Here is a 24,624-nt window from a genome sequence, read left to right as displayed (position 1 = left end):
TTTGGCCAACCGGCGATCCTCGGCTACGTTCCGGGTCGTCTTTACCGGTAGGGGTTCTCGGTTCCGCGGTCCGACTCGGTGGCGGCGGCGAGGAGTTCGAGCAGGTCAGAGCCTTCCGCGTCGCGCTGGTCGATCCACCATCCGGCCCTGGTGATCGCGCGGGCCCTCTCTTCCAGCTCCGCCCAGTCGTTCTCGTCCCAGGTGCCCTCGACGACCAGCGCGGTGTGCGCGGCGATCATCAACTGGTGGCGGGAGCGCTCACCCCAGTCGAGGGCTTTCTCGGGGCCTTCCAGTGGCGGCATGTCGAATCGTTCGGTCCACTCGGCGGCGGCCTGCCGTTCCTCGGCCCGCTTGGTGGCGAGCCACTGCTCCTTGGATTCGGTGTCGGCGTCGCGGGCGGCCTTCCAGCAGTCGGTGCAGTCCTTGGTCGCGAGCCAGCGGGCGAATCCGGCCCGCTTGTCGGCGGGGCGGTTGGACAGGTCGTGGAGGACCTCGTGGCCGCAGTCGTGCGTGATGGTCCACTGTGTGCGGACAGCCATGAAGAGATCTCTTAGGTTCGGGGGTGCTACAGGTGGCGTGCGGGTGTCGGGGCCCGGTGCGGCGGGGCCGGGGGCGTGGTATTCGAGGTCAGGTCTTCCTGGTGGCCGGTGTCAGCGGCGCGGCCGTCGCCCAGGCGGAGCCTGTGCCGTCATGGCCGGGGTGCGTGGCGTCGACGACTTGGGTGTGCCTGGACGCAGGTCGGGGGCGAGATGCACGGGGTAGCGGGCGGCGGTGAGTATCTCCGCGGCCCAGGTCGCGTGCTGGTTCTCCCAGTCGCGTCCCATGTCGAAGGGGAGCCGGAACCAGTGGCCGTGCAGGGCTGGCTCGAAGAGAAAGCCGGCGTGGCGCAGGATGTCCGCGGCCAGGGAGTCGAAGCGGCCTTCGGCTTCGACTTCGCCTCCTGGCCCGCGGGTGATCCGGATCGGCTCGGTGTCGGGGGTCACCGGGACCGTCCGGTGGTGGAAGCAGTCAGGTGAACGGTCGGCGCGTAGGTGGGCTTTGGCGGGAGCGAACGTGCGGACGGCGGCGAGGTCGTCGGCACCGCATGGCGCTGCGATGACTGGCTGGCGGCGGCCCGGGCGATGCGGCTGCGGCGTTCGGTGAGTCCGTTCGGCCGGTGCGGGCGTGGCGGGTTGGCCGGTGCAAGGGCGACGTCGGCGTCGACGTGCACGGCGTAGCCGTGGCGGCGCAGATCTTGGGCGGCCTGCCGGGTGCGGCGCGGTCCGTCACGCTCGGGGTCGGTGAGCCGGTACAGGCCCGGCTCACCGGGTACGGGTTCGAACTGCTCCCGCACCAGGAACCAGTGGGCCAGATGGGCGGGCATCGAGGCGGTGGTGGAGGCGACGAAACCATGATCGTTGTGGGTGCCGAAGACGAAGTGCGTGCCAGGATTCAAAGAGGAGATCTCCTTACGGTGGGCAGTGGGAGGAGTCAGCGGCCGGGCGTGTGTTGGCCGCGTGGGAGGGCTTGGTGCGGTAGGGCGGCGGCCGAGACCATGTGCTGCCGAGGGGGAGTTGCCGCGCGAGCCTGGCGAAGGAACGGCTTGCTGTGGGTGAGCCAGGTGCCCAGGACAGCCCGGAGCCGGGCGTCCCGCTCCGTTCGTGTGAGCGACGCATCCCTGTCCAGGGCCGCGGCATCGGTGAGGGCGTCGGCCAGCTCGGCGAGCACACGGGCGTCCCCGGGGCAGTTGGTGGCAGCAGGGCGGCACCGGTCGAGGAGGACGGGAGCATGCTGGGCGATGGCGAGGAACTCGGCCCAGGCCCGGTTCAGGAACGTCTCGGCTGCCTGGCCGAGTGCGGTGTCGCCAAGTGGGGGCGCGTTCCTGTACCGGTCCGAGGCGACGAAGGCGGCCCAGACGTTCTGCTCGGCGCGGATGCGGTCGAGGGCCTCAGCGACGGTTGCGATTCGACGGGCGTGGACGGCACGTTCGTAGGCGGGCAGGAAACGGTCCGCGATGCCCCGGGCCGCGCGGCCGGCGAACGGTGGCAGGGCGATGCTGTGCGGAGCGTGTGGGTCGCCGTACCCCTCCTCGAACGGTTCGGGTGCGAAGGCGCCGACCAGGTAGCCGAGTTGGTGGCCGGGACGTTCGACGAGTAGCAGGGTCGTCCCGGCTGTGTCGGTGAGGGTGGTGGCGTAGGGGATCCGCTGGGTTTGGACGGTGCGGACGAGTTCGCCGCTGTCCCACAGCCACGGCACCAGGTCCTGTTGCCATACGGGGTGGGAGTAGAGCTCGATGCGTGCGTTCCACTGGCCGGGCAGCAGGCGGGCGATGTCTCGGGCGGTGTCGCCGATGAACCGCTGGCTGCTGGTCACCACTTCCGCCCCGTGCGCCGTGGCGTGGCGGACCAGATTGGCCACGGTGGCACGCGAGGCGTCCTCGTCCACGCTCGGCAGGTGGAACACCCAGTCGTCGCCACGGTGGAAACCGGATGCGGCGAGCGCCTGGTGCGCGGCCTTGTACCTCTCGCCGTGGCCGATGGCGACGATCCCGGTATCGCGGCCGTAGGCGAGAATGATCTGCGCGTCAACCATGGGCCGGCACTCGGTGGTGGAGGGCGGAGTGCTGGGCACGCCGGTACCGCCAGGTGTGTGGCCGGGCCGCGGTCTCGAGCTGGTTGTCCCTGTGCTGGGCGGTCATCTGCTTGGAGTGCTTGCGGGAACGGTGGGCCGACAGCGGGCGCAGGACTTTGGAAGCGGGGCTGGTGATGGTGACGGCCGCCACCAAGCAGTGCTTGCCGTGGACAAGGCCGCCCATCGGGGCCGCGCGCATCAGCTCGGTGCGGGCGATGAACGATCGGGTCGGCAGGGTGGGCCTCCCAAGGTGTCAAGCGGCTACCGGCCGGGTGCGGGGCCGGTGCGCGGTGTGGGCGGTGGATTCGGAGGCAGACCAGACGGTGCCTGGGGGCGGCCGGAGGCGGGTGCCTTCGACGGTGCCGGTGCGGGGTCGTACTCGGCGCGCAGGATTGCCAGGTCGGCTTCGTCGGCGATGGCCAGTACGGACAGGCTGCGGCTGGCGGCTTCCATCAGCTGCCTGGGCGGAGACCCCTGCTCCGCGAACCGGTGGCGGTCGTTCCATCGGGCGATGGCCACGAGGAGGTCGCTCATCACGCTCAGAGCGGGTTGGGCGGCGTCCAGGAGGCGCTGGGTGACGGCGCTGACCTCGGCGGGTGTCTTGGCTGCGGCGAGGGCGGCGAGATACGGGGCCGGATCCGGCACCGGGAGCGGCTCGGCGGGGAGCGGGTGTTGGGCGAGGAACGGCTCGGCGTCCCGGCGTGCCCAGCGCAGCAGGTCGTCGCGGGTGGCGATGCCGAAGTGGGCGGCGGCGATCTGGTCACCGTCGCGGCCCGCGTTGTCGTACAGCTCGAAGTCGGGATGCTGTATACGGTCTCCTAGACGGCGGCGCCGGGGCCGCTCGCCTCGGCGTCCGTGCGGCGGCATCCGTAGCCCAGCAGGCGGGACGGCTCGGGCGCAGTCGGGACGGCGGCGACGTCCGAGCAGGTGAAGGTGTAGGTGAAGGCGGGGCGGGGTGTGGTGCCGAGCCAGGCGCGGTCCCGCTTCTCCGGCACGATCTCCAGACCCGGCGCAGCGACGGCGTCGTGCTGGGTGTGGTTGTGGGAGAAGACGACGAGCGCGCCCGTGGAGGTCTTCAACGCGTAGCTGTCGGGGAACTGCGTGGCCGCGGAGGCGAACTGGGTGGTGCCTCGGGTACCGAACTTGTGGATCGTGTCGTGGTGGCCCTTGACCTGCCGCTTGGCGGCCTCGGTGGGGGCCAGCACCTTGCGTCCGGTGAGGTCGCCTCCGGTGGCGAAATTGTCGATCACGGCCGAGCGCAGCAGGTCGACGGGAGTGGCCAGGGACGTGGAAGCGGGGTCGACCGCCGTGGCGTAGCCGTCCTTGTCCAGCACGATCTTCGGGAGCTGGGAGGGGTTGTCGAGGTCGACGGTGGCGACCATCTCCCATCGCTGCGACTTCGTGTTCTCGGCCAGGACCAGGACGCGGGCGTACTGCTTCTTGCTGTCGGCCCGGGTGACGGCGGCGAACCACCGCTGCTGCCCGTGCTTCAGGCGCGGGATGTAGAGGTCGGTTGCGGCGAGGTCGTACGACCACGGCCGGTACGGCTCTCGGTCCGCCTTCGGCAGGGCGTCGTCTTCCTTGAGGTCGGCCAGCGACATCGCGTGCCGGGGGCCGCCCTCGACGGCGTCGAGGAGTGCGCGGTCGCGCTTGATGTACGCGAGGTTGTTCGTCGTCGAGTAGGCGGCGATGGCGTTACGGGCCTCGGCCGGGGTGAGCGCGGGGGCCGGCTTCGGTGTGGCGCTGGGCGCCTTCGCCTGGTCTGCGGCAGCCGGGGTGGTGCCGTGTGTGTCGCTGGAGCAGGCGGTCGCGGTGAGAGCGAGGCAGACAACGGCGGTGACCAGGGGCAGAGTACGGCGGGCGGGGCGGATGGGGGGCTCCTGTTTGCTGGGGACGGAAAGGGGTGTGGCGAGCGGTCGGCTCACCGGCGGTGGGCGGTCACCGAGGGGCTGGTCGGTACCGGGGCGGCCGGACGCGGTGCGGCGATGGTGGGTGTTGTGGTGTGGCGGAGGTTCACGCCGATGCCCTTCTGGGCGAGCTGGTGGACCAGCGCTCGCAGGCGCAGGTCGCGGCCGTCCTCGCCGTACGCGGCAGGGAGCAGGAACGCTGCCTGGTGGGGGTGGTACTGGAAGCCGAGCCCGTACAGGTCCGTGTGGGCGTCCTCGGGGACACTCTTGTACGGTGCGCCGAGGGCGCCGTCCTGGTACCAGGTCAGGGTGACGACGCGCGCCACCTGCGGCGGCTCAGGCCGGTGGGGAGGCTCGGGCTGAACAGTTGCGTTGTGCCGTACGGCTGCCAGGGCGATCCGGAAGCGGGGCAGGACCCGTCGGCTGACGGCGGCTGCGGCACGGGCCGGATCGTCGGGGACCGCGATTCCGGTGGGCTCGTCGACGCCCCTGAAGTGGTGTGGCAAGAACCCTGCGGGCTGCAGGGGAGCCACCAGGTACTGACGGGGGTGGCGGGGGCGCTCCAGCACACAGAGCTCCTCGCCGTCTGGTCCTCCGACGAAGCTCGTACGGGTGTCGGGCCAGTCGAGCAGGGCCCAATGGGTCGGGCCGCGGTCCCAGACCCGGTCGGCTACATGAGGGTCGCTGGGGAGTCGGAATCCGATGTACTTGCGGCACCACCCTTCGGGCAGATGGGGTGCGAGTGCTGTGGCGAAGGCACTGGCGCGGCTCGGATACAGGTGGGCCTCCTGGAGGTAGAGGGGCCGTGATCGGCCTGGGATGGAACCGTCAGCGGTGCGGGGCAGGGGAGCGGCCGAGAGCGCGGATCGGTGTCCGTGAACGCCCTGACGTTTCAGTGCATGCGGGCGTCCGTGTCGAAGAGGGCCAGCTCGTGGGTGTGGAGGAGGTGTTGGACGATGAAGCTCCGGCCGGCGACCTTCCACAGGCCGCGCCCGCGGTTGAGATGGGCGATGGCTTCGGCTTCGACGGAGGTGAGACCGAGGAGGGTGGATGCGGCATGGAGCTGGTCGGTCTCCTGGCGGTAGATGATCCGGGTGGAGCAGTCGGCGAGGAGTCCTTCGGCCAGGGCGCGGCCTTGTGATCCGGCGTCGCCGGCGGTGAGCAGGTCGGACAGCCGGTGGATGACCATCAGGTTGGCGATGCCGAGTCCGCGGGAGAGTTTCCACTGGGCCTGCATGCGCTGGAGGAGGCCCGGGTGCCGCATGAGGCGCCAGGCTTCGTCGTAGACGATCCAGCGCCGGCCGCCGCGCGGGTCGGTGAGGGCGGATTCCATCCAGGCGGAGGCGCAGGTCATGGCGAGGACGAGGGCGGTGTCGTCGCCGGATCCGCCCAGCCTCGAGAGGTCGATGGTGAGCATCGGGCTGTCGGGGTCGAAGGCGACCGTACTGGGGGCGTCGAACATGCCCGCCAAGTCGCCGTGGACGAGTCGGCGCATGGCGTGGGCGAGGTCGCGGGCCGACTCTCCGAGCCGTCCGGACATGGGTCCGGCGGCCTCGTCGAGCTGGTCGGGGTTGTTGAGGGCGGCGGCGACGTCGCCGAGGAGTGGCGTCCGGCCTGAGTCGGCAGCCCGGGTGACGGCGGCGTCGAGGGCGACGTCCAGGGCGGTGTGCTCCATCGGGAGCAGGTCCCGGCCGAGAACGGTGCGGGCCAGGGAACCGAGCAGGAGCAGCCGGCGCTTGCGGATCTCTCCGGCCCAGTCCGACTCCGAGATGGAGGCGGGGCGTGGCGCGGCGTCCAGCGGGTTCAGCCTGCCGGGAAGTCCGGGACCGAGCGCGACGGACGTGCCGCCGAGCGCGGCGGCCACGGGCGTCCACTCGCCCTTGGGATCGCAGGGCACGTAGACGCGGTAGTCGAAGGCGACGGAGCGGAGCGCGAAGCTCTTGGCCAGCGCGCTCTTGCCCTGTCCGATCACCCCGGCCAGCAGCACGTTCGGGTTGGTGAAGCCCTCGACCTTCCCGTACAGGGCGAACGGGTCGAAGACGAAGCTTGCTTCGGCGTGGACGTCGCGGCCGATGTAGATGCCCTCGGCGCCGAGTCCGCCTTCGGCGAGGAAGGGGTACGCCCCGGCAGCGATGGCGGTGGTCATGCGGTGCGCGGGGAGCCTGAGTCGGTTTCCGCGGGCCGACGTCGGGCCGGGCCGTCCGCTGGGCGGGTAGAGGGGGGCCGGGGTCTCGTGCTCGGTGGGGGCTGTGCCTGCCGCATGACCGACGGCTTCGGAACGGGCCTTGGCGGCGGCCTCGGCGAGCCGGCGGCGGGCTGCCTTGCGGCCGGCCCGGTCGATGCCGTGCGGGGTGAACAGGGGAGAGGCCGAGGTGCGCCGGGCTCGGCGGGCGGGCCGGAGGCTCATCGGGGCTCTCGATTCGGCGGGTAAGTAGTACTCATCGGATGCACGTGGTGGTGTGTGGCGGGCGGTTGAGGTCGGTGGGTGTGTTCTTGCGGCGGACGATGTGTCCGGCGGCCAGGTGGCGCTGGCAGATGGTCAGCACCGGTGGCCCCTCGGGGAGCCGGTCGGGACGGCACTCGGTGGCCCGGGTGCTGGTCGGGAAGAGGGGCGCCGGCAGGAGGTGGAAGGCGGAGTGAACCTCTGCGGTGGCCTGCCAGAGCCGGGTTTGGGCGGTGGCGAGGTGCCGGCCTGCGGTGGGGTGGGAGGGCCGGGCTGTGTCGGCGAGCTGGTCAACGAACTGGTGCACGGCGGTGAGGTGGGCGTGGAGCACGTCGAGGTGTGTGCGGTCGACCGCCGTGTGTTCGGCCTGTGCGATCTTTCGGTGGTGGCGGATCCCGGCGGTGGAAGCGCGGAGGTAGGGGTGTGCTTCGTCGGGAGAGGTGGTGGTGGTCAAAGAGGGCGGTCCTTCCTGCCACCGGCCGGTGGGCAGGGTGGGCGAATGGTCTCGGCGGGGGACGGCGTTGTTCAGAGGGCGGTGCGGGCGAGGGGGAGTGCGCCGAGGGTGAAGGCGTCGGGCTGCTGGTAGTTGAGGCGGCGCAGGTCGACGCCGGCGGTGACGGCGGCGGTCTCGATCTGTGCGCAGGCCGCGTCGAGCAGGGCGTCGGTCTCGGCGGTGACGGTGACCAGGCCGGTCAGGGCGACGTCGGCGTGCCCGGCGATGAGCTGCCGTTCACGGGCCTTGACGTCGGCGTATTCGACGGAGTCCTCCTCGCTGTCGACCTGGCCGCGGCGGGCGCGTTCGTTGGCGTCGGCGATGATCGCCGCTTTGCGGCGCTGTACGTCGCGGAGCGCGGACTCGAGCCCCTGCGGGACGTAGATGAGGGAGAGGCTGCGGCGGACGCCTGTGGTGAACATCAGCCCGTGCAGGAACCCGGCGTGCGACTCCGTCCGGGGCCAGTTCTCCACCCAGTACGTGGCGTGGCGCGCGGTGTCGGTGGCGAGCCGGTCGTATTCCTCGACCTGGACGACGGGGCCGGCGGCGGCCGGATCGGCCTCCGCCCGGCCGGTGTCCGACCACTGCTGCAGGGCGGCGAGGGCCTTGGGGTCGTAGGCGGTGCGGGTGACGGCGGCGATCTCCCGGGCGGTCAGCCAGCCGGTGACCATGAGGCCGGCGTTGCGGGCGGCCTGGGCGATGGAGGAGGTGGTCTGCTGCAGGACCGTGAAGGCGCCCGGCAGTCCGCCGCCCGCCTGCGAGATGAGCCGCTTGGCGGCCTTCAGATCGAGGGAGATGGCGAGGTAGGTCTCGTGCGGGGCGGCTGCCGGCCCTGCGGAGGCGACGAGCTCGGAGTAGATCTGTCCGGCGACCGGGGTCTCGGACCGGCCGTGTTGGGCCCAGTGCCGGGAGAGGGGGTCGCCGGAGTCGGGGACGGTGCGTTCCAGGACCTGCACGGTGGCGACGTGTCCGGTGCGGGCGGTGCCGGCCAGTGCACGGCCCCAGCCGTTGACGTTCGCGTTCTGAGTGGCCGGGTCGAGCAGGGCGAACGCGCGGGAGGAGGCGCGGGCGACGGCGGTGAGGGTCTGCCGGTGCGGGTCGTGGACGGCTGCGGCGCCGTTGGCGGAGTCGCCGGGGGTGACGACCTTCAGGGAGGCGGCGGTGCCGGGCAGGTGCAGGATGCCGTCCCGCTGCGGGCGGGTGACCGGCCGGGCGAGCCAGAGGGTGTGCCCGGTGCGGCGACGGATCGCGTAGCGGGTGACGATCGGTGCCCAGTCGATCAGGGACCGGCCGTGGCGGCGGATCACGGCCAGCGCGGCGACGGCTGCCCACAGCGGGGCCAGTGCCACGGCGCCGAGCAGCCCGGTGGAGATCACCGTCATCAGCAGCAGCGCCAGCGCGCCGGAGACGAGGACGAGTTGGGGGAGAGAAAGACCGAGGAGGATGCCACGGCGGGACCGGTGTGGGAACTTCACCGTGACCGGGGCGACGGAGAGATCAGACAAGGGGTTGGTCCAAGGGACGCTGGCGGGGTCCGGGGGCGGGGAGCGAAGTACCCGTCCCGCCCCCGGGCATGGCCAGGGCGATCAGAGGCTGGTCGGGGGAGGCGGAGGGAATGCCGCGCCGCTGCCGGCACCGGCCGCCTGGGAACCAGAGGGCGGCGGGGCGCCCTGCGGCGGAGGCGTGGTGGACGGTGGAGTGGAGATCCAGCCACCGATCTGACCGGAGGTGGCACCGGAGCCGGATCCTGAGCCGCCACCGGCGGGGTCGCCACCAACCTGGCCGTTCGTATCGTCGGTGACGCTGGTCGGCGCAGGCTGCACGGCCCTTTCCAGGCCGGACTTGACGGCGTCTCCGCCAGGTGGGGCGCTCGAGCCGCCGGACTGCCCGCTTTCCTGATCGGCGCCTCCGCTGCCCGGACTGGGGGCGATGTCGCCGGGAAACCCGCCACTCCCTGGGATCGAGTCCGGCCCTTGAGGAGCGGCCCCGGCTCCCGCGCCCGCTCCGGCTGCCGCGCCGCCGGTTCCTGCGGTGGCCGCCATCGCGGCCGCCTTTCTCCCGACGCGCTCGGCGTGCTGCTTGGCGAGCTGCGCTCCGGCGCCACCGGCGCGGTGCAGGGTCTCGCCGTCGGAGCCTTCGGCTGCCCAGTGCACGAACTTGAAGGTCGCGTAGGGGCAGAGCAGCACCAGGATCATGATCACGATGCCCGCAAGGACGTCGGCGAGTGCGGCCAGGCCGTCTGTGGCCTCGGTCTTGCCCATGGCTGCGACGCCGAGGACGAAGATGATCGTCATCAGCAGCTTGGAGACGACAAGGGTGGCGGTGGCCTCGATCCAGCCCTTGCGCCAGCGGCGTGCGACTTCCCAGCCGCCGCCGGCCCCGGCGAACACGGCCAGTGTGACCATGACCAGGATGCCCACCTTGCGGACCATCATCACGCACCAGTAGAGAACGGCGCCGATGCCGGCTCCCAGGCCGGCGAAGACGGCGACAAGCCATCCGAGCCCGGCGAGCGCGGGTATCTGATTGACCTTCACGATGCGACGGACCGCGGAGGCGATGTCCATGTTCGCGGCCCTGAACAGTCCGGCGGACAGGGCGTCGACGACTTCGATCGCGACGGTGGTCAGGGCGATGGCGGCGAACGCGAAGAACACGCCGGAGGCGGTGCCGGTGAACGCCTGCGTCAGGGCCTGCCCGTCGCGGCGGATCGCGGCGCGCACGAGCTGGGCGCAGAAGGTGGCCACGAGGACCACCAGGCCGATGGGCAGGATCGTCTCGTAATTGTCGCGGAACCAGCCCGCGTTGAGATCGACCCTGGTCGTGCTGTCGACGGCCTTGGACGCGAGGTCGGCGGCAGCGGCGGCGAGTTCGCCGACGCTCTTGGCCATCCAGTCGCCGATCGCCTTGCCCGGGTCGGAGGCGAAATCCACGGCTTCGCCGACCGTGCAGACCACGTCCGCGAGGGGGAGATCACAAAACCCCATGGGGACTCCTTTCGGTCAGGGCGCGACGGTCGGGGCGATGGCGACGAGCGAGCAGTCGGCCGAAGGCCGGCACTGCACGGCGAGGGTGATGGACCGGTCCTCCGCCCCGCCGCCGCCCTTGGCCCAGACGATGGTCTGCTTGCCGGTGACGGTCACGGCGTAGATGTACGCCTCGGTGATCGCAGAAGGGTCTTCGGCCAGGGCCTGCTTGAACGCGGCCGGATAGTGGGCCTCGGCGACGGCGGCAGTGGCATGCTGCCTCTGGTCGGCCATACGCGACCACAGGGTCGGGTCGGGCATCTGCGCGGAGACCGAGGACCAGTCGCCGTACTCGCTCTCCTTCGTCATCCACGCCTCCATACCGGCAAGCTGCTGCTCGCGGCTGGTGGCGCGGGTGTCGTAGGACCACAGCATCTCGGCTGCGGCCCGAGCGAAGGCGAGGGGGTCGGATACCCGCGGAGGCCGAGGCACCGACCCCGCCTCGGCTCCTGGTTGCGTGGAAGCGGCGCTCGACGGCGCCGAGCTTGGCGGTGTCGACGGCGCCGGGCCGACAGACGCGTCGTGCTGCCCGTGGCGGCCGGTGACGTAGGCGGTGACGCCGGCCAGGGCCAGCAACGACGCCAGAACCACGGAGATCACGAGGATGCGGCGGTTCGCCGACCAGCCGGCGCCGTAGGCTGACAGAGAGAATCGGTTCCTCATCACTGGACCTGCGACCCCAACGCCGAGAAGAAGGCGACGATGCCGTTCGCGGCGCCAAGGCCGAGGGCGGCACCCGCGGCCACGGTCGCCCCCTTCTTGCCGTTCGCCTCGGCCTGGTGGCCACCGGTGTGGTGGCCCCAGGCCCACACCGCCAGGCTGACGGCGAGGGCACCGACGACGGCGATGATGCCGAACATGTTGATGGAGCTGACGACGCTCTTCAGGACGGAGAGCCCCGGCAGGCCACCGCCCTTGGGGGTGATCCCGGGGTCGAAGGCGAGATAGAGCCGGTCGGCGAGAGATGTCATGGGTGCGGCAAGGCTCCTTACGTACGCAGGCCAGAGGGTAGACGTGGGGAACGGAAAGGGTGGGCCGGGCGGAGGTCGGCGTCACAGGACGCGGCGCACGGCGAGGACATTCCAGTCCTTGAGCGGGGTGATGCGTACGGGCCTGCCCGTGCGCGGGGCTTCGATGACGAGCCCTTCGCCCAGGTACATGCCGACGTGCTCGGGGCGAGTGGCGCTGCCGCGGCTGAAGATCAGGTCACCGGGCTTCACGGCCTTGACGGAGACCGCCTTGCCCTCGTTGACCTGCGTGTACGTGGTACGGGTGAGCTGGATGCCGGCCTTGGCGTACGCCTGCTGCATCAGCGAGCTGCAGTCGCAGCGGCCCATCGGGTCTGGGCCGTGCGGCGCGGTACAGGTGCCGCCCCACTGGTACATCGTGCCGAGCTGATGCATCGCCCAGACGATCGCCTTGCGGGCACGTGGGTCGGCGTCCTTGGGGATCTTGTAACCCTTCGGGACGGCGCCTTCCGGGATCTTCCCGAAGGACGAGCCGTCTTCCGTGGTGCAGTCGGACAGCGAGGGTGCGTCGTCGGCCTGCTGGTCGGCATCGTCACCGGCGCCGGGGAAGGTGGCGGCGATGGCCTTCTGCAGCGCGGTCGCCAGTGGCTCCCACTGGGCGTAGGCGTCCGGGTAGCCGGATTTCTGCACGGCTTGGGCGGCCTGTGTCACGGTCAGCTGCTGCCAGCCGCTCACCTGCAGAAGCGCCTTGTAGAACCTCTCGGACGCGTAGACGGGATCGCGGATCTGCTCGGCCGTGCCCCAGCCCTGGCTGGGCCGCTGCTGGAACAGGCCGAGGGAGTCGCGGTCCCCGTAGGCGAGGTTGCGCAGCCGGGATTCCTGCATGGCGGTGGCGAGAGCGACGATCTGCCCGCGCTTGGGCACGTGGAGACTGATCCCGGCGGCGACGATGGTCTGGGCGTGCGGGATCTGCTCACCGGGCAGGTCCAGGCCCTTGATGGAGATGTCGGAGGCGTCCGCGCCGTCGAGGATCTTGGTGACCTGTTCGGTGACCTTGTCGGTGCCCAGGTCGGGCAGGCACTGAAGGGACGCGCTGCTCTGTGCGGCGGCTTCGCTGGACGTGGCCATCATCATGGCCGCCCCGCCAAGGAGGAAGGGGGAGAGGACGACGACGCCGATGCCGGCGGCGAGCGCCTTCAACCTGCCCGGCCCCCTTGCACAGCGGAGGGCGCGGGCAGGGACGGGTAACGAGACGTCACGAAGGTCTCCTTCGGAGATGATGCCCGGCGTGCCGCGTACGCGTGGAGACGAGTGGAAGGGGCGCGGCGGCCGGGGTGGTCGATCGAGAGGCGCCGGCCTGCGGGCGAGTTGCCGCTCGCTCGCGGGCCGGGGTAGCTACGTGTGCCGGGGCAAGCGGGTGCCTTCGCGAGGCGTGGTGGGAAGGCGCCAGCGGCGGTGTGGGTTAGGCGGTTCCAAAACAGTAGGCCCGGATCGGCGGTTGACCAAAAAGTCGTCCTGAGGGATCGGAATCCGTACCCTTGGCAGGGCACTTCTTGGTGAGCGGCCAATTCGCCCCTACAGTTTTGGGACTTCCTTCGCTCTCCGGTTCGCGGGTTTCCGGGCTTCTGCATGCCCGATTTCCAGCCTGCCCGGATTCTCCTGAGCGAAGGGTGCCCTCTCGAATCCCTTATGTCCGAACCCGAATCGGGGTATCTCTTTGCCTTTTTCCCTTCATCAGGGCGACGCCCTGCGCGTGCTGTCCACGCTGCCGGACGACTGCGTCGACTCCGTGATCACCGATCCGCCGTACAACTCCGGCGGCAGGACCGCCAAGGAGCGAACGTCCCGCTCGGCGAAGCAGAAGTACACCTCCGCCGACGCCCAGCACACCCTGCCGGACTTCACCGGCGAGAACATGGACCAGCGCAGCTACGGATTCTGGCTGACCCAGATCATGACCGAAGCCCACCGGCTGACGAAGACCGGCGGGACCGCCCTGTTGTTCACCGACTGGCGCCAACTCCCCATCACCACGGACGCGATCCAGGCCGCCGGATGGCTGTGGCGCGGGGTGCTGGCCTGGCACAAGCCGCAGGCCAGGCCGCAGAAGGGCCGCTTCACCCAGAACTGCGAGTTCATCGTCTGGGCATCGAAGGGCCCGATCGACGGCTCCCGTAACCCGGTCTACCTGCCCGGCCTGTACTCCGCCTCCCAACCGTCGGGCTCGAAGCGGCAGCACATCACGCAGAAGCCGGTCGAGGTGATGCGCGAACTGGTCAAGATCAGTCCCGAAGGCGGCACGGTGCTCGACTTCTGCGCCGGCTCCGGCTCCACGGGTGTCGCCGCCCTGATGGAGGGGCGCGACTTCATCGGCGTGGAGAAGACCGAGCACTACGCCGGTATCGCAGCCGACCGGCTGACCGAGACCGTCCGTCAGACCCTGACCCAGGACGACGTCGTCCTGACCGCCTGACACCACCGCAGCCCACCAGCCGGTGCCGGCTCAGTGGTGCCGCGTTCCCCCGACAGCCACGGCGCAAGGAGGCCCCGCCCCGTCATGTCTGAACCCGTAAACCCGCCCGATGAGGGCGAGCTGGAGCCGGTGCGCATCCCCGATCCCCACCTCGAAGAGATCGAGGCCAGCGTCCGGAAACTGATGGAGCAGTCCGCCCAGCAGACCCGGCAGCTCGACCACCTCGCCTCCGCCCCCGCACCGCCCACGGGCGCGTCCCCGTTCGCCGCCTTCGGCATGCCGGGCCTCGGCGGACCACTGGCGGCGCCGCCGGAGCCTCGGCCGATCCTGGAGCTGGAGGGTGAGGAGTACGAGGACGAACTGGACGCCCTGTCGGACTGGGTGGACGACTTCCTGCTGCCCGTCTACGGGACCGAGGTCACCACGGCCGCCCCGTGGTGCCTGCAGTGGCAGGAGCACAGCGACGTCGTGGCCTGGCTGCACGCGCTCTGGCTCGCCTACCAGCAGCACAAGGACCCCGAGGCCGGACTGAGCGGTCTGCTCGTGTGGCACCGCGACTTCCTCACCCACGCCATGGTCGCCGTCAGAGGGCCGGGCGGTCCGCTGTCGGCGTGCATGACCTCACCGGACCGGCCCGCGCACCGCCTCCTGCCCGGCCCACCGCCCTCGGCCCGCACGGAGAAGGCGAACGCGTCGGATGCCAGCGTGCCGGGCGAGTCGACGTCATGAGCGCCGGGCAGCGGCCGGCCTTCGGGCTCAGCTTCGACCCACGCGCCCTGACCGACCTCGTCCAGGCCCCCAGCGACATCCGCGACCTCACCCTCGTCTACCTGCAGGAGGTCGTGAACACCGAGCGCTTCGGGACGAGACTGACCGGTGACCTGGAGGGCTACCGGAAGCTGTTCGTGGACTCCCGCAAGGAGTGGCGCGTCGTCTACGGCATCCGCCCGGCACCCGAGACGTCCGCGCACCGACGGGAGATCCACGTCGTCGCGGTACGGCCCCGGGCCGACAACGACGTCTACGACACCGTCGGCAAACGCCTGGGGATGACCCGCCGGCCGCTCAGCGCCCGGACTCACGCAGCCCGCTCCCGTTCCCCGCAGCTCGCCACCCGCGGGCCCATTCCGAAGCCCGGACCGCTGCCCTCCGCGATGCCTGGCCTTCCCCGTCCGGCTCAGGTGCCCACGTACCGCCAGGCCCGCTGACCTGAAGAGGTACCCCGCGCAGCCCCACAGCCTCAGCCCCGCTCACCGAAAGGGCCTATGTACCCACCCGAACTCGACCTCCGTCTGGACGGCTTCGAAGCCGCCGACGAGCAGACTCAGGAAGCGTTCTGGCGCGCGATCCAGATCGAGCAGACCGAACTCACCCCGCTGGCCGAGCATCACACACCCGACGGCGCGAGCTACCACGTCCTCCACAACGGTGCCGTCACCTGGGGCATCCCCGGGGAGCCGCAGCTCGTCGCCCTGCACCTGCAGCGCGACCCTGCAACGAAGACGTTCCGCTTCGCTCACGCAACACTGCCCCTGCCGGCGATGGCACAGTCCTGGCTCATCCACCGAGGCTGCCCGCCCAAGGAGATCAGCCTGGCGCCCGGCACGGGAACCACCCCGGCGGACGAGACGACCCGTGCGCTGGAACAGCGGCTCATGAGCGACGGCGACCACTTCGCCCTCCTGCACAGCTACACCGACGACGATCCCGAGAACTCCGCAACCGTCGTCGTCCTGCGCTCCCTGGACGAGCACAGTCCTTCCCCGTTTCGGGTGCTCCACGAGGACGTGGACACCGACTCCTGGACCCACACCCTGCGCGAGGGCGGCTTTGCCACCTATGCAGAAGCCCTCCAGTGGTGCGACGACGCCCTCAGCGGCGAGGCTCCTCCTCTGCCGCCGGTCCAGCCCCCGGTTCGGTCCGCCCAAAGGCCGGCCAATTCCCTTCCGGTCCCCGCACAACGCCCTGCGGGCCGCAGCCGCTGAACTCAATCTTGTGAAGCGGCCGGAAATATAGACGACGATCGCCGGTTAGCCAAACCGGCGAATCCATGGACTCTAGTAGCGGCCGACAGGGCGAACGCCCGGTCCGCCTCTCTGCATTCCCCTTTTCCCGTACGAAGGTTACTTCCGCATGCGCTCATCCCGAATAGCGCTGTCCGCCGCAGTGCTCGGCGCGCTCGCCCTGCCGCTCGTGTCCGCGACGGCGGCCACGGCAGCTCCGGCATCCGCGCCGAGCATGATGCCGACCACCCGGGCATGCGACCGGCCCGACCCCTGGGGCAGTGGCACGCAGGCCGTCGACATCCGCTCCAAGGCATCGGTCAAGTCCACCCGGCTCGGCATTCTCCACCGCGACCACCGCTTCACCGTCCACAAGACCAGCGGGAACCGGCACCACATCACGGACACGACCACCGGCTCGAGGGGCTGGGGCTCCGGCCCCTACGTCTACCGCGACGTCCGCATGTGCCTCGGTTGACAGGGGTTCGAACTCCGCCTGCCTGTATCCCGTGTGCCTCCCAGGAAGGAAAGCCCTGTGTCCGACGATGCAGACGATGTCGTGGGCGTGCTCACCGAGCAGATCGAGCAACGCTTCGGCATGTACATCGGAACGCTGAAGGCCGCCGTCACAGCCGCCCCGGACGCTAACCGACAGGCCACCGACATCGTGCGCTGGCACGGCCTGCTCACCGAATCCCAGACCGTACTGGAGCGCGCGGAGGACGACCTCCTACGCGCTCTGGAAAAGCAGCCCAACGAGGTCGATGACCCCACCATGGACCTCGCCCACCGCGTCAACGCCGCCGTCTCCACCCGCGACGGGCGTGCCATGGTCGTGCGGTGGCTGCTCGACCCTGACGCACCGGGCAAACGGGGTCCCGCCGCAGACCGGCTGGCCCGCCTCAACCGCAGTCGGCGACCGGGCCCGGCCGTGCCCACCAGCGCACCGGCCCGGCCCGCGACGGCGACGGCCACCGGCCAAGGAGCCCTGCGATGAGCGTCCGAGACAAGCCCTGCACCCAGGACACCCGACTCCACGAGGTCTTCGGCGTCCCGGTCACCGACCTGTACGCGCAGGCCGCCGCCCCGGACGCCTCCGCGGCCGTCACCCGGGCCCTGGAACTGCGCAGCTTCCTTGCCTTGGCCGAGGAACAGGTCGCCCGGATTCGCGACCGCGTGCACGAGGCGATGGCGCCCGAGCGCGACATGGACGAGCTGTCCGCGGCTGATCTGCGGATGGACACGCAGTGGCTGGAGGCAGCGCTGTCCGCCCGTGACGGCTACCGCGCCGCGCTGGACGACCTGCTGCACACCATGCCCCCGCTCCACGCGCAGGCCCGACCCACCCGATTCGCCCAGCAGACGGTCACCACCACCCTGCCCCCGGCCTCCGCCGCCCCGGCACCCGCGCATGTCGGGGCGGCCCGCAGCCGCCGACGATGAGAGCCCCTGCCGATTGCCCCCTCCCACCGCCGCTGAGATCGCCGCACGGATCGAGGGCCTGTACGGCGCCGAACTGCCCGGCCTCGAAGCACACGCCCAGGACCAGGCCCCCGGCATGCTGGCCGCTCTCCTCGCCAGCCACCACACCCTGGCGTTCGCCGAACAGAGCATCACCGCGCACCGGGAGCGGCTGCAGCACCTGACCCAACCCGAGCGGCAGATCGGCGCCCACGAGGTCTCCCACATCCTCGACTGCGCCCGCCGCCTCGCCGAAGCCGTGGCCGTCCGCGACACGCAAGCCGCAACCGCCGACGCGGTTCTGCGCAGCCTCGGTCGCGCGCCGGCACCGGAGTCGCCCACCACCTTGGCGGCAGCATCCGTTGCCGCTCCACCCAAACCGGCCGCGAGCCCCGCCCCGAGCCGCTGACCCGCCAGCACCCGGCCTTCCGCACCCCAGGAGTTCACCCCCTTGGCCATCACCGGTCTGCCGCCCGCCGACGACGCCGACGTCGCCCGGGTCACCGAAGCCCTCCAGATGATCACCCCGCGCTGGAACGTGCGGATCCTCCTGGCCCTGAACCAACCGCCCCAGCGCTACACGGAGATCGCGGCCAAGCTGCCGTATCTCCAGAGCGGCCAGCTGCATCCCAAGATCCGCTCGCTGTGCGACGCCGGCCTCGCCGAGCGCACCGAACACTCCGCGCGTCACGTCACCTACGGCCTCACCATCCGGGGCCGACAACTCCTACCGGTGCTTCCGGTGATGGCTGCCTGGGCCGAGGAACATCTGGAGAAGCCGGAGCAGCCGCTGTCCGCGATCGAACAGGTCGAGGACAGTCTCACCCTCCTCGCCCGCCGACAGGCTGCCGCGATCCTGTGGGTGCTCAAGTCACGGCAGGAGGTGTCTGCTCGGGCCCTGGCCCGCATCGTCATCCCCGACGGCTACTGGACCAACATCTACCCGCCGCTGCGTCAACTCATCGATGACGGCCTGGTGATGACCGCGGGCAACGGGCAGCCCTACCGCCTCTCGCGGGCCGGTGACGCTCTGGGGCCCGTTTTCGGAGCCCTTTCCCTATGGTCCGCCGGACGACCACTCGACCACGCCGCCCGGCATCCGCTCTGGGGGCGACCCGCCCCCGGACCCGCGAGTCCTGCTCCCGCCTGGACCAGCCACCAGCCCATGATCCCCGCCCCCGCCGTACCGACGCAGCCCGCACGCCGCCCCGGCTGGCAGCCCAGCGAGTTGTTCTCCCATGCCATCCCCGCCCGAGTGAAGGCTGTCCTGCCGACCGGGGGAGCCCGCCGGTGATTCCCGCTCTCTCCCACCAGCAGCTCCACGACATGTGCACGATGCTGTCCTCCGCGAGCCTGATTCGCCTGGTCAGCGAGATCGACGACCACGGAGCGATACCGGTGCGCGGCCTGGCACGCACCCTTGCGGACCTTTCCACCCGCCAGATCCGCCAAGCCATCGAGCAGGCAGATGCCCTCGGACTCCTCACCCGCACCCCCGGCAGCGTGGGCCTCTCGGCGGCCGGCCGGGATCTCGCCGACCTCTACGACGCGACCGCGCGATGGGCCCGGCGGCACAACTACCCCGCTCCGCTGTGCGACTTCGCCGGACGGATCCAGCACACCTTCGCTCTTCTGGGAACGCCGACAGAAGGCACGCAGGATCCCGACGGTGAGCACGTTGCCGAACTCGGCCGCATCCACCGGCTGATGGCCGAGTGGGTCCACACCCATCAGCGAAACCGCAGCACCCATGGCGTCGCCGCGTGACGTCTACCCCCGGCCTCCTGCGCGGGATCTACCTGCCGCGCAGCACCGACGGTGCCGCCTTCGCGATGGCCACCTACGGCATCCCCCTTCTCGTCCTCGCCGCGACCGGCTCGGCCGCGCTGACCGGCCTCGCCTTCGCACTGGAATGGATTCCGCGCATCGCGGCCTTCACCGTGGTGGGCACCATCGTCGACCGTCACGGCACGGCCCGTGTCTTCCGGGCAGCCTGCCTCGCGCGGGCCCTGGCCGTGCTCGCCGCCGCCGGCGTCCTGACCGCGCTCGACGCCGGGTCACCGGCGGTGACCGCCACGGTCATGCTGCTGGCCGCGTCCACCGGCATCCTCACCGAGTTCAGCTACGTGGCCGCCGAGACCGTCGGCGGCGCAGCGAGCCGGAGCGCGGGCGCTCAGGCCCACCGAGTGCAGTCCGTGCTGCTGGGCATCGATCAGACCGCCATGCTCGCCGGACCGCTGGTTGCCGGCCTGCTGCTGGAGCACGGCGGGCCGACCGCCATGCTCGGCACGCTCGCGGCCTTCTCCCTGCTCGCCGCCGCCCTCGGATCCGGGGAACGGAACACGCCGCCGAGCGCGGCATTGGCCAAGGGAGGACTGCGGACGGGATGGGCGACGCTGTGTTCGCTGCCTGCCCTGGCCTGGCTGGTCGGCGGCCTCGTGGTCTCCAACACGGCCATCGCCGTCCTGCAGGCGGCCATGCCGGTGATCGTGATCACCGAACTGCGGCGCTCCAGCGCGGACGCCGGACTCATCTGGTCTGCCGCCGCCGTTGCCGCCCTGCTCGCCATCACCGCCGCCCACCGGGCGATCGACCGCTGGGGCCTGTGGCCGGTCGGCGCCGCAGCCTCCGTTCTCGCTGCCGGAGCGACCCTCGCCGTCTCCCAGGCCGATACCTACCGCAGCTACCTGCTGTTGATCGCCGGCCTGATGGCCGGCGAAGGCGGCCTCACCGTCGTCCTGCGCACCCTGCGCTCCCACCTGATCCCAGCCGACGTCTTCGGCAGCACCCTCAGCCTGACGATCCTGCTGCTCCTGTTGCCGTTCCCCGTCGCCGGACTGCTCGTCACGGTCATCCCACCCTCCCAGCTCGGGCACGCCGTCACCGCCGCCGCGCTACTCCAAGCAGCCGGTCTCGCAACCGCCTTCATCCGGCTGCGCACCCTGCCCGTCCTGCCGACACCGGCGCCCTGACCCTCTGCACGACAAGATCCCTGCCCCCTCATGCCCACCATCAGCCAGGACGGGCCGCCCGACCTTCGCCTCCCCAGGGTGCCGACCATCACCGAGCAGTTCCACGCCTTCGACTCCCAGCACCCATGGGTCTACCGGGCCCTGAAACAGCTCGTCGAGCACAACTAAACGGCCCTGTACGCACGCAGGCTGCTCGCCGCCCACCCCGAGTGGGCCTCCACCATCCATCGAGGCCCGCCGCTGGCGCAGCCCGTGAACGGCAGCACGCAGCCATCTTCCACCCCTGAACTCTCAAGGAGCCTGTTCTTGTCCGACCGTCCCGTCGTCCTGGTCGTTGCTGCCGCCGACATGGAAGCCGAAGGCTACCGGGGCTACTGCCTCGAAAGCGTCGCTGCCGACTACGACGTCGTCCTCATCACCGACGAGGAGCCGTCGTGGGAGGTCCCGTACATCCGGGACTGCATGGTCGTACCCGACCCGACCGATCAGGCGGCACTGTCCGCCGCAGGCCGATACCTGGCCCAACGCCACGATCTCGCCGGGGTGTTCACATGGACCGAGTGGTACCTCGTCCCCGTCGCCCGCCTCGCACGCCGGCTCGGCCTGCCGACCACCACCCCGGAGGCGATGCAGGCATGCCGCAACAAGGCGACCGCGAGGAGCCTGTTCGCCCGTCACGGTGTCCCGTCGGCCGCATCGGTGAGCGTCCGCACTCTCCATGAGGCACGGGCCGCGGCCGAGCGGATCGGCTACCCGGTCGTCCTGAAGCCGGCCGCCCACGCGGCCAGCATCGGCGTGATCCGCGTCGACAACCCCGGCCAGCTCACGGCCGCCTACCCGTTCGCCGACCGGGCCGCCGACCTGGGCCTGGAAAGCACCGACGTGCTGGTCGAGGAGTACCTCGACGGCCCCGAGATCTCCGCCGAGTGCGTCACCTACCGCGGCGAGACCACCGTCGTCGCCGTCACCCGCAAGACCGTCAGCGACCCGCCGTACTTCGAGGAACTCGCGCACTCCGTCGACGCCGCAGACCCACTCCTCGCCCAGGTCGCACCCGCCGCACGGGCCGCGATCCGCGCCCTGGGGATCACCGACGGCATCAGCCACGTCGAGATGCGCCTCGTCGGCGAACAGCCCCGGCTCGTCGAGGTCAACGGCCGACTGGCCGGAGACATGATCGGCCACCTGGTCCGCATCGCCACCGGCATCGACCTGCCGCGCGCCGCAGCCGACATCGCCTGCGACCGCGCCCCCGACCTCACCCCGACCAGGTCCTCCGCTGCCGCGATCCGCCTGATCTACCCTGACACCTCGGGCACCCTCACCCGCCTCCGCCTCGACGGGCCCCGCCCGCAGTGGCTGGAGCGCGCCCACTTCCAGCACCATCCGGGCGACGAGCTGGTCCTGCCCGGCGACGGCGGCGACATGTTCACCGCGCGCATCGGCTACGTGATCACCACAGCGCCCACGGCAGACCTCGCCCAATCCCGTGCCGAACAGGCCGTTCGTGCCCTCGGCATCCAGATCTCTCCCCGCGCCGCGGGTGAGACCTCCCGCAGCGGCCCGAACGCATGAACCGGGCCACCGACTCCGTCCGCCGCAGCCGCGGCCTGCTGACGGGTTACTTCTTCGGCCTCGGGGCGATCATGGCCGTCTGGGGCGCACGGATGCCGGCCGTCCAGCAGGCTGCCCACCTGAGCACCGCGCAACTGTCCCTGGTCCTGCTGGCCGCCGCCCTCGGCATGGTGGCAGGACTGCAGGCCGGAGGACGGCTCACCCGGCCCGAGCGCCTGCCCGCGCTACTCACCTGCGGCGCAGCCGGCCTCGCCGGCTGCCTGGCCCTCCTCGGCCGCTGTGACAACCTCCCCTCGCTGCTCGTGGCCGCGCTCGCCTTCGGGATCACCCATGGCGTGCTGGACGTCGCCGCCAACTCCGCAGCGGTGCGCTGCCAGAACGCCTACGGCAGACCGATCATGTCGTCCCTGCACGCCGCCTACTCCCTCGGCGCCCTCGCCGGTGCCGCCCTGGCCGCGATCACCGCCCACACCACACACCACACCCTCTTCCTGACGACCGGCCTGATCCTGGCCAGCGCCGCGCTGGCCGCCACCCCGGCAACCCGGACGCTGACAGGCACCGACCAGCCACCGGCACCCACGGGACAGGACGAGACCGGAGCGTCGCTGTCGTCCACAAAGCTGTGGCTGCTGGGGGCGCTGGCCGCCGCCAGCCTGCTGGGAGAAGGAGCAGCCGCCGACTGGGCAGCCATCCATCTGCACAGCCTGGACGCATCCGCCGCCGTGAGCGCCGCCGCCTTCGCCCTCTACAGCGCGGCCATGGCCATCGGACGGCTGACCGGCGACCGGCTCACCGCCACCTTCGGGCCCGCTGCCGTGGTGCGAGCCGGCGCCGTCCTCGCGGCGGCCGGGCTCACCACCGGCGTCCTCGCCTCCACCACCTCCGTGGCCCTGGCTGGCTGGGCCCTCTTCGGACTCGGCCTGTCCACCACGGTTCCCTGCCTGATCAGCGCCGCCGGAGTCGGCGGCCCGGGCGCCGTCGCCACGGTCGCCGTCACCGGCTACCTGGGCCTGCTCGCCGGGCCCGCCCTCATCGGCGCCATCGCCAGCATCACCACCCTGCCCACGGCACTGCTGCTGCCCGCACTGCTCGCGGCCACCGTCGCCGCCCTCGCCCACCGAGCCCTGGAGAAACCCACCCCGTGATACCGGACACCGCCCCCGACGCCGACGCCGTCATCCTCGACTACAACGGCGTCATCGGCCTCCAGCCCACCCCCAGTCAGTGGCTCCGCCTCGCGCGCACCGCATCCTGGCCCGAGGACGACCTCACCGGCTTCCAGCACGCCTTTTGGAGCGCACGCGAGCCCTACGACGCCGGTCAGCTCAGCGACACGGCGTACTGGACCAAGGTCCTCGGCGCCCACCCCGGCCCCCGCCTGCTGCGTGAACTGCGCACTGTGGACACCGACATGTGGACCGCTACCGACGACCGTGTCCTGGACGTCCTGCACCGCGCCCATCAGACGGGGCTGCCGATGGTGCTCTTGTCCAACGCACCGCACTACCTCAGCGACGTCCTCGACACCACCCACTGGCGCCGCCACCTGATCACCCGTGCCTTCTACTCGGCCCGGCTGGAGATCTGCAAGCCCGCCCCGGACGCCTACCGGCACGCCCTGGCCGCCACCGGCGTCAGCGACCCGCAGCGCGTGCTGTTCATCGACGACCGCGCCGACAACTGCCACGCCGCCCGGAGCCTGGGGCTGCGCGCCCTGCACTACACCGGCCGGCCCGAGGCCCTCGAGGCAGCCCTGCTGCACACCACTGGCTGACCCTTCCCCGTTCACCCTCAGGAGCCGCGTGTCACCCCACGACGACCTGCACCCCATCGACGGAGACGTCTACGTCTCCCCGCGCTACCTCGCCGGCAGCACCGTGATCGGTGACCCCGGCTTCGCCCCGCTCCGCGACCTCGGCTGGGAACTGACAAACGACGACCTCGGCAACGCCTACCTGAACGCTCCCGACCGCAAGATCCGTCTCGGCTACCTCCCGGAAGGCGAGGACGACGGCCTGTGGCGCATCAACGCCTACCAGGACCCGTTCGGACCGCCGGCCTGGGGTGTCTGCTTCAACGACTCCTGTCCGACGGAGTTCGTCACCGCCTTCACCACCGCGCTCGCCGCGGCGTACGAGCAGGGCCCCGACGCCTACCTCGCCGCCCCCGACCCCCGGAGCAAGGACCGCGACCCGTTCCTCGCGGTCGTACCGCTCATCAACCGCGGCTGGCAGATCGACCGCCCCCGCTGGGGAGTATTCGCCGTCCAGTCCGCCGACGGACTCGCCGGGCTGGAGTTCACCACCGGAGCCCTCGACCCGAAAACCGAGCTGACCACCCGCGACGCCCGCTGGCAGCTGTGGGCCGGCACCTCACTCGACCGCCCCGCCTGGTACGCCACCGCCAGCACCGACACCCCCGTCGCCCTCGTCCGGGCCGTCACCGAGTGCGTCTCCGACCCCGCACCGCTGCCCCGGTGGCGCGAGGACACCCACAGCTACGTCGAGGGCATGGCCCGCCTCACCCCGATCCTCCCGCCGCGCCCACCGGCCCCGACGCCGCTCGACGTCCAGCGCGCCGTCTCCAGACGCCCGGCCGCCCTCCCCGCCGCCAGCGTCCCGCGCTGGAGCACTGCCAGCCGCCCGGCCCTACCGGGCCCCCGCCGGTAACGCCGGCACGACCTCGACCGG

31 protein-coding genes are annotated in these 24,624 nt (G+C 71.3%); 16 read left to right on the top strand and 15 right to left on the bottom strand.

What is annotated here, in order from left to right:
• Positions 1-41 precede the first annotated feature (41 nt).
• The 15 genes from PYS65_RS06455 to PYS65_RS06385 form a co-directional block, all read right to left on the bottom strand.
• Positions 42-539, bottom strand: a complete 498-nt coding sequence (locus PYS65_RS06455) for a hypothetical protein (protein WP_279332816.1) — start codon at positions 537-539, stop codon at positions 42-44.
• A 111-nt stretch (positions 540-650) separates the two neighbouring features.
• Positions 651-983: a hypothetical protein gene (locus tag PYS65_RS06450; RefSeq protein ID WP_279332815.1), complete on the bottom strand. Its 333-nt coding sequence runs from the start codon at positions 981-983 to the stop codon at positions 651-653.
• Positions 980-1,435: a hypothetical protein gene (locus PYS65_RS06445; RefSeq protein WP_279332814.1), complete on the bottom strand. Its 456-nt coding sequence runs from the start codon at positions 1,433-1,435 to the stop codon at positions 980-982. Before PYS65_RS06445 ends, PYS65_RS06450 begins: the two co-directional genes overlap by 4 nt.
• A gap of 35 nt (positions 1,436-1,470) precedes the next feature.
• The gene (locus PYS65_RS06440; RefSeq protein ID WP_279332813.1) at positions 1,471-2,571 is read right to left on the bottom strand and encodes a hypothetical protein; all 1,101 of its coding nucleotides are present in this window, start codon (positions 2,569-2,571) and stop codon (positions 1,471-1,473) included.
• A complete protein-coding gene (locus PYS65_RS06435; RefSeq protein WP_279332812.1) occupies positions 2,564-2,809 on the bottom strand; it encodes a hypothetical protein in 246 nt (81 codons plus the stop codon). The genes PYS65_RS06440 and PYS65_RS06435 overlap by 8 nt, the downstream gene beginning before the upstream one ends.
• Positions 2,810-2,871: 62 nt before the next feature.
• The gene (locus PYS65_RS06430; RefSeq protein ID WP_279332811.1) at positions 2,872-3,477 is read right to left on the bottom strand and encodes a hypothetical protein; all 606 of its coding nucleotides are present in this window, start codon (positions 3,475-3,477) and stop codon (positions 2,872-2,874) included.
• The gene (locus PYS65_RS06425) at positions 3,429-4,535 is read right to left on the bottom strand and encodes a DUF8094 domain-containing protein (protein ID WP_279332810.1); all 1,107 of its coding nucleotides are present in this window, start codon (positions 4,533-4,535) and stop codon (positions 3,429-3,431) included. Before PYS65_RS06425 ends, PYS65_RS06430 begins: the two co-directional genes overlap by 49 nt.
• Complete coding sequence (locus PYS65_RS06420) at positions 4,532-5,086, bottom strand: hypothetical protein (RefSeq protein WP_279332809.1); 555 nt, start codon at positions 5,084-5,086, stop codon at positions 4,532-4,534. Before PYS65_RS06420 ends, PYS65_RS06425 begins: the two co-directional genes overlap by 4 nt.
• A gap of 323 nt (positions 5,087-5,409) precedes the next feature.
• Positions 5,410-6,924 (bottom strand): VirB4 family type IV secretion system protein, encoded by a 1,515-nt coding sequence (locus PYS65_RS06415; RefSeq protein WP_279332808.1) that lies wholly within the window; start codon positions 6,922-6,924, stop codon positions 5,410-5,412.
• Between the two features lie 31 nt (positions 6,925-6,955).
• On the bottom strand, positions 6,956-7,414 hold the full coding sequence (locus PYS65_RS06410) for a DUF6238 family protein (protein ID WP_279332807.1): 459 nt from the start codon (positions 7,412-7,414) through the stop codon (positions 6,956-6,958).
• Between the two features lie 71 nt (positions 7,415-7,485).
• A complete protein-coding gene (locus PYS65_RS06405; RefSeq protein WP_279332806.1) occupies positions 7,486-8,958 on the bottom strand; it encodes an SCO6880 family protein in 1,473 nt (490 codons plus the stop codon).
• 81 nt (positions 8,959-9,039) lie between these two features.
• Positions 9,040-10,440 carry an SCO6881 family protein gene (locus tag PYS65_RS06400; RefSeq protein ID WP_279332805.1) on the bottom strand — a complete coding sequence of 467 codons (1,401 nt, stop codon included), beginning with the start codon at positions 10,438-10,440 and terminating at the stop codon, positions 9,040-9,042.
• Between the two features lie 15 nt (positions 10,441-10,455).
• Complete coding sequence (locus PYS65_RS06395) at positions 10,456-11,142, bottom strand: hypothetical protein (protein WP_279332804.1); 687 nt, start codon at positions 11,140-11,142, stop codon at positions 10,456-10,458.
• Positions 11,142-11,450: a DUF6112 family protein gene (locus tag PYS65_RS06390; RefSeq protein WP_055607579.1), complete on the bottom strand. Its 309-nt coding sequence runs from the start codon at positions 11,448-11,450 to the stop codon at positions 11,142-11,144. The genes PYS65_RS06395 and PYS65_RS06390 overlap by 1 nt, the downstream gene beginning before the upstream one ends.
• 81 nt (positions 11,451-11,531) lie before the next feature.
• Entirely contained in the window at positions 11,532-12,647 is a 1,116-nt protein-coding gene (locus PYS65_RS06385) for a C40 family peptidase (RefSeq protein ID WP_279332802.1), read from the bottom strand.
• Positions 12,648-13,164: 517 nt separating this feature from the next.
• Here PYS65_RS06385 and PYS65_RS06380 point away from each other — a divergent pair.
• From PYS65_RS06380 to PYS65_RS06305, 16 genes are all read left to right on the top strand, one after another.
• Complete coding sequence (locus PYS65_RS06380; protein ID WP_279332801.1) at positions 13,165-13,920, top strand: DNA-methyltransferase; 756 nt, start codon at positions 13,165-13,167, stop codon at positions 13,918-13,920.
• Between the two features lie 183 nt (positions 13,921-14,103).
• On the top strand, positions 14,104-14,649 hold the full coding sequence (locus PYS65_RS06375) for a DUF4913 domain-containing protein (RefSeq protein WP_279337878.1): 546 nt from the start codon (positions 14,104-14,106) through the stop codon (positions 14,647-14,649).
• Complete coding sequence (locus PYS65_RS06370; protein WP_279332800.1) at positions 14,646-15,128, top strand: hypothetical protein; 483 nt, start codon at positions 14,646-14,648, stop codon at positions 15,126-15,128. Before PYS65_RS06375 ends, PYS65_RS06370 begins: the two co-directional genes overlap by 4 nt.
• 57 nt (positions 15,129-15,185) lie before the next feature.
• Positions 15,186-15,905 carry a hypothetical protein gene (locus PYS65_RS06365; protein WP_279332799.1) on the top strand — a complete coding sequence of 240 codons (720 nt, stop codon included), beginning with the start codon at positions 15,186-15,188 and terminating at the stop codon, positions 15,903-15,905.
• Between the two features lie 148 nt (positions 15,906-16,053).
• Complete coding sequence (locus tag PYS65_RS06360; RefSeq protein WP_279332798.1) at positions 16,054-16,401, top strand: SH3 domain-containing protein; 348 nt, start codon at positions 16,054-16,056, stop codon at positions 16,399-16,401.
• A 57-nt stretch (positions 16,402-16,458) separates the two neighbouring features.
• A complete protein-coding gene (locus PYS65_RS06355) occupies positions 16,459-16,920 on the top strand; it encodes a hypothetical protein (protein WP_279332797.1) in 462 nt (153 codons plus the stop codon).
• Positions 16,917-17,366, top strand: a complete 450-nt coding sequence (locus PYS65_RS06350) for a hypothetical protein (RefSeq protein ID WP_279332796.1) — start codon at positions 16,917-16,919, stop codon at positions 17,364-17,366. The genes PYS65_RS06355 and PYS65_RS06350 overlap by 4 nt, the downstream gene beginning before the upstream one ends.
• A gap of 13 nt (positions 17,367-17,379) precedes the next feature.
• The gene (locus PYS65_RS06345) at positions 17,380-17,793 is read left to right on the top strand and encodes a hypothetical protein (RefSeq protein WP_279332795.1); all 414 of its coding nucleotides are present in this window, start codon (positions 17,380-17,382) and stop codon (positions 17,791-17,793) included.
• A gap of 42 nt (positions 17,794-17,835) precedes the next feature.
• Positions 17,836-18,678: a winged helix-turn-helix transcriptional regulator gene (locus tag PYS65_RS06340; RefSeq protein WP_279332794.1), complete on the top strand. Its 843-nt coding sequence runs from the start codon at positions 17,836-17,838 to the stop codon at positions 18,676-18,678.
• Positions 18,675-19,151 (top strand): hypothetical protein, encoded by a 477-nt coding sequence (locus tag PYS65_RS06335; RefSeq protein WP_279332793.1) that lies wholly within the window; start codon positions 18,675-18,677, stop codon positions 19,149-19,151. The genes PYS65_RS06340 and PYS65_RS06335 overlap by 4 nt, the downstream gene beginning before the upstream one ends.
• A gap of 65 nt (positions 19,152-19,216) precedes the next feature.
• Positions 19,217-20,356 (top strand): MFS transporter, encoded by a 1,140-nt coding sequence (locus PYS65_RS06330; protein ID WP_279337877.1) that lies wholly within the window; start codon positions 19,217-19,219, stop codon positions 20,354-20,356.
• Between the two features lie 30 nt (positions 20,357-20,386).
• Positions 20,387-20,524, top strand: a complete 138-nt coding sequence (locus PYS65_RS06325) for a hypothetical protein (protein WP_279332792.1) — start codon at positions 20,387-20,389, stop codon at positions 20,522-20,524.
• A gap of 180 nt (positions 20,525-20,704) precedes the next feature.
• Positions 20,705-21,931, top strand: a complete 1,227-nt coding sequence (locus PYS65_RS06320; RefSeq protein ID WP_279337876.1) for an ATP-grasp domain-containing protein — start codon at positions 20,705-20,707, stop codon at positions 21,929-21,931.
• Positions 21,928-23,079: an MFS transporter gene (locus tag PYS65_RS06315; protein ID WP_279332791.1), complete on the top strand. Its 1,152-nt coding sequence runs from the start codon at positions 21,928-21,930 to the stop codon at positions 23,077-23,079. The genes PYS65_RS06320 and PYS65_RS06315 overlap by 4 nt, the downstream gene beginning before the upstream one ends.
• Positions 23,076-23,708, top strand: coding sequence for an HAD family hydrolase (locus PYS65_RS06310; protein ID WP_279332790.1), 633 nt, complete (start codon positions 23,076-23,078; stop codon positions 23,706-23,708). The genes PYS65_RS06315 and PYS65_RS06310 overlap by 4 nt, the downstream gene beginning before the upstream one ends.
• A gap of 28 nt (positions 23,709-23,736) precedes the next feature.
• Entirely contained in the window at positions 23,737-24,603 is an 867-nt protein-coding gene (locus PYS65_RS06305; protein WP_279332788.1) for an SPDY domain-containing protein, read from the top strand.
• Positions 24,604-24,624 lie beyond the last annotated feature (21 nt).

Origin of the sequence: Streptomyces cathayae, assembly GCF_029760955.1 — a bacterium.
Classification (GTDB): domain Bacteria; phylum Actinomycetota; class Actinomycetes; order Streptomycetales; family Streptomycetaceae; genus Streptomyces; species Streptomyces cathayae.
The sequence above is the reverse complement of the archived record's forward strand: the minus strand, read 5'-3'. Positions and strand labels throughout refer to the sequence as shown.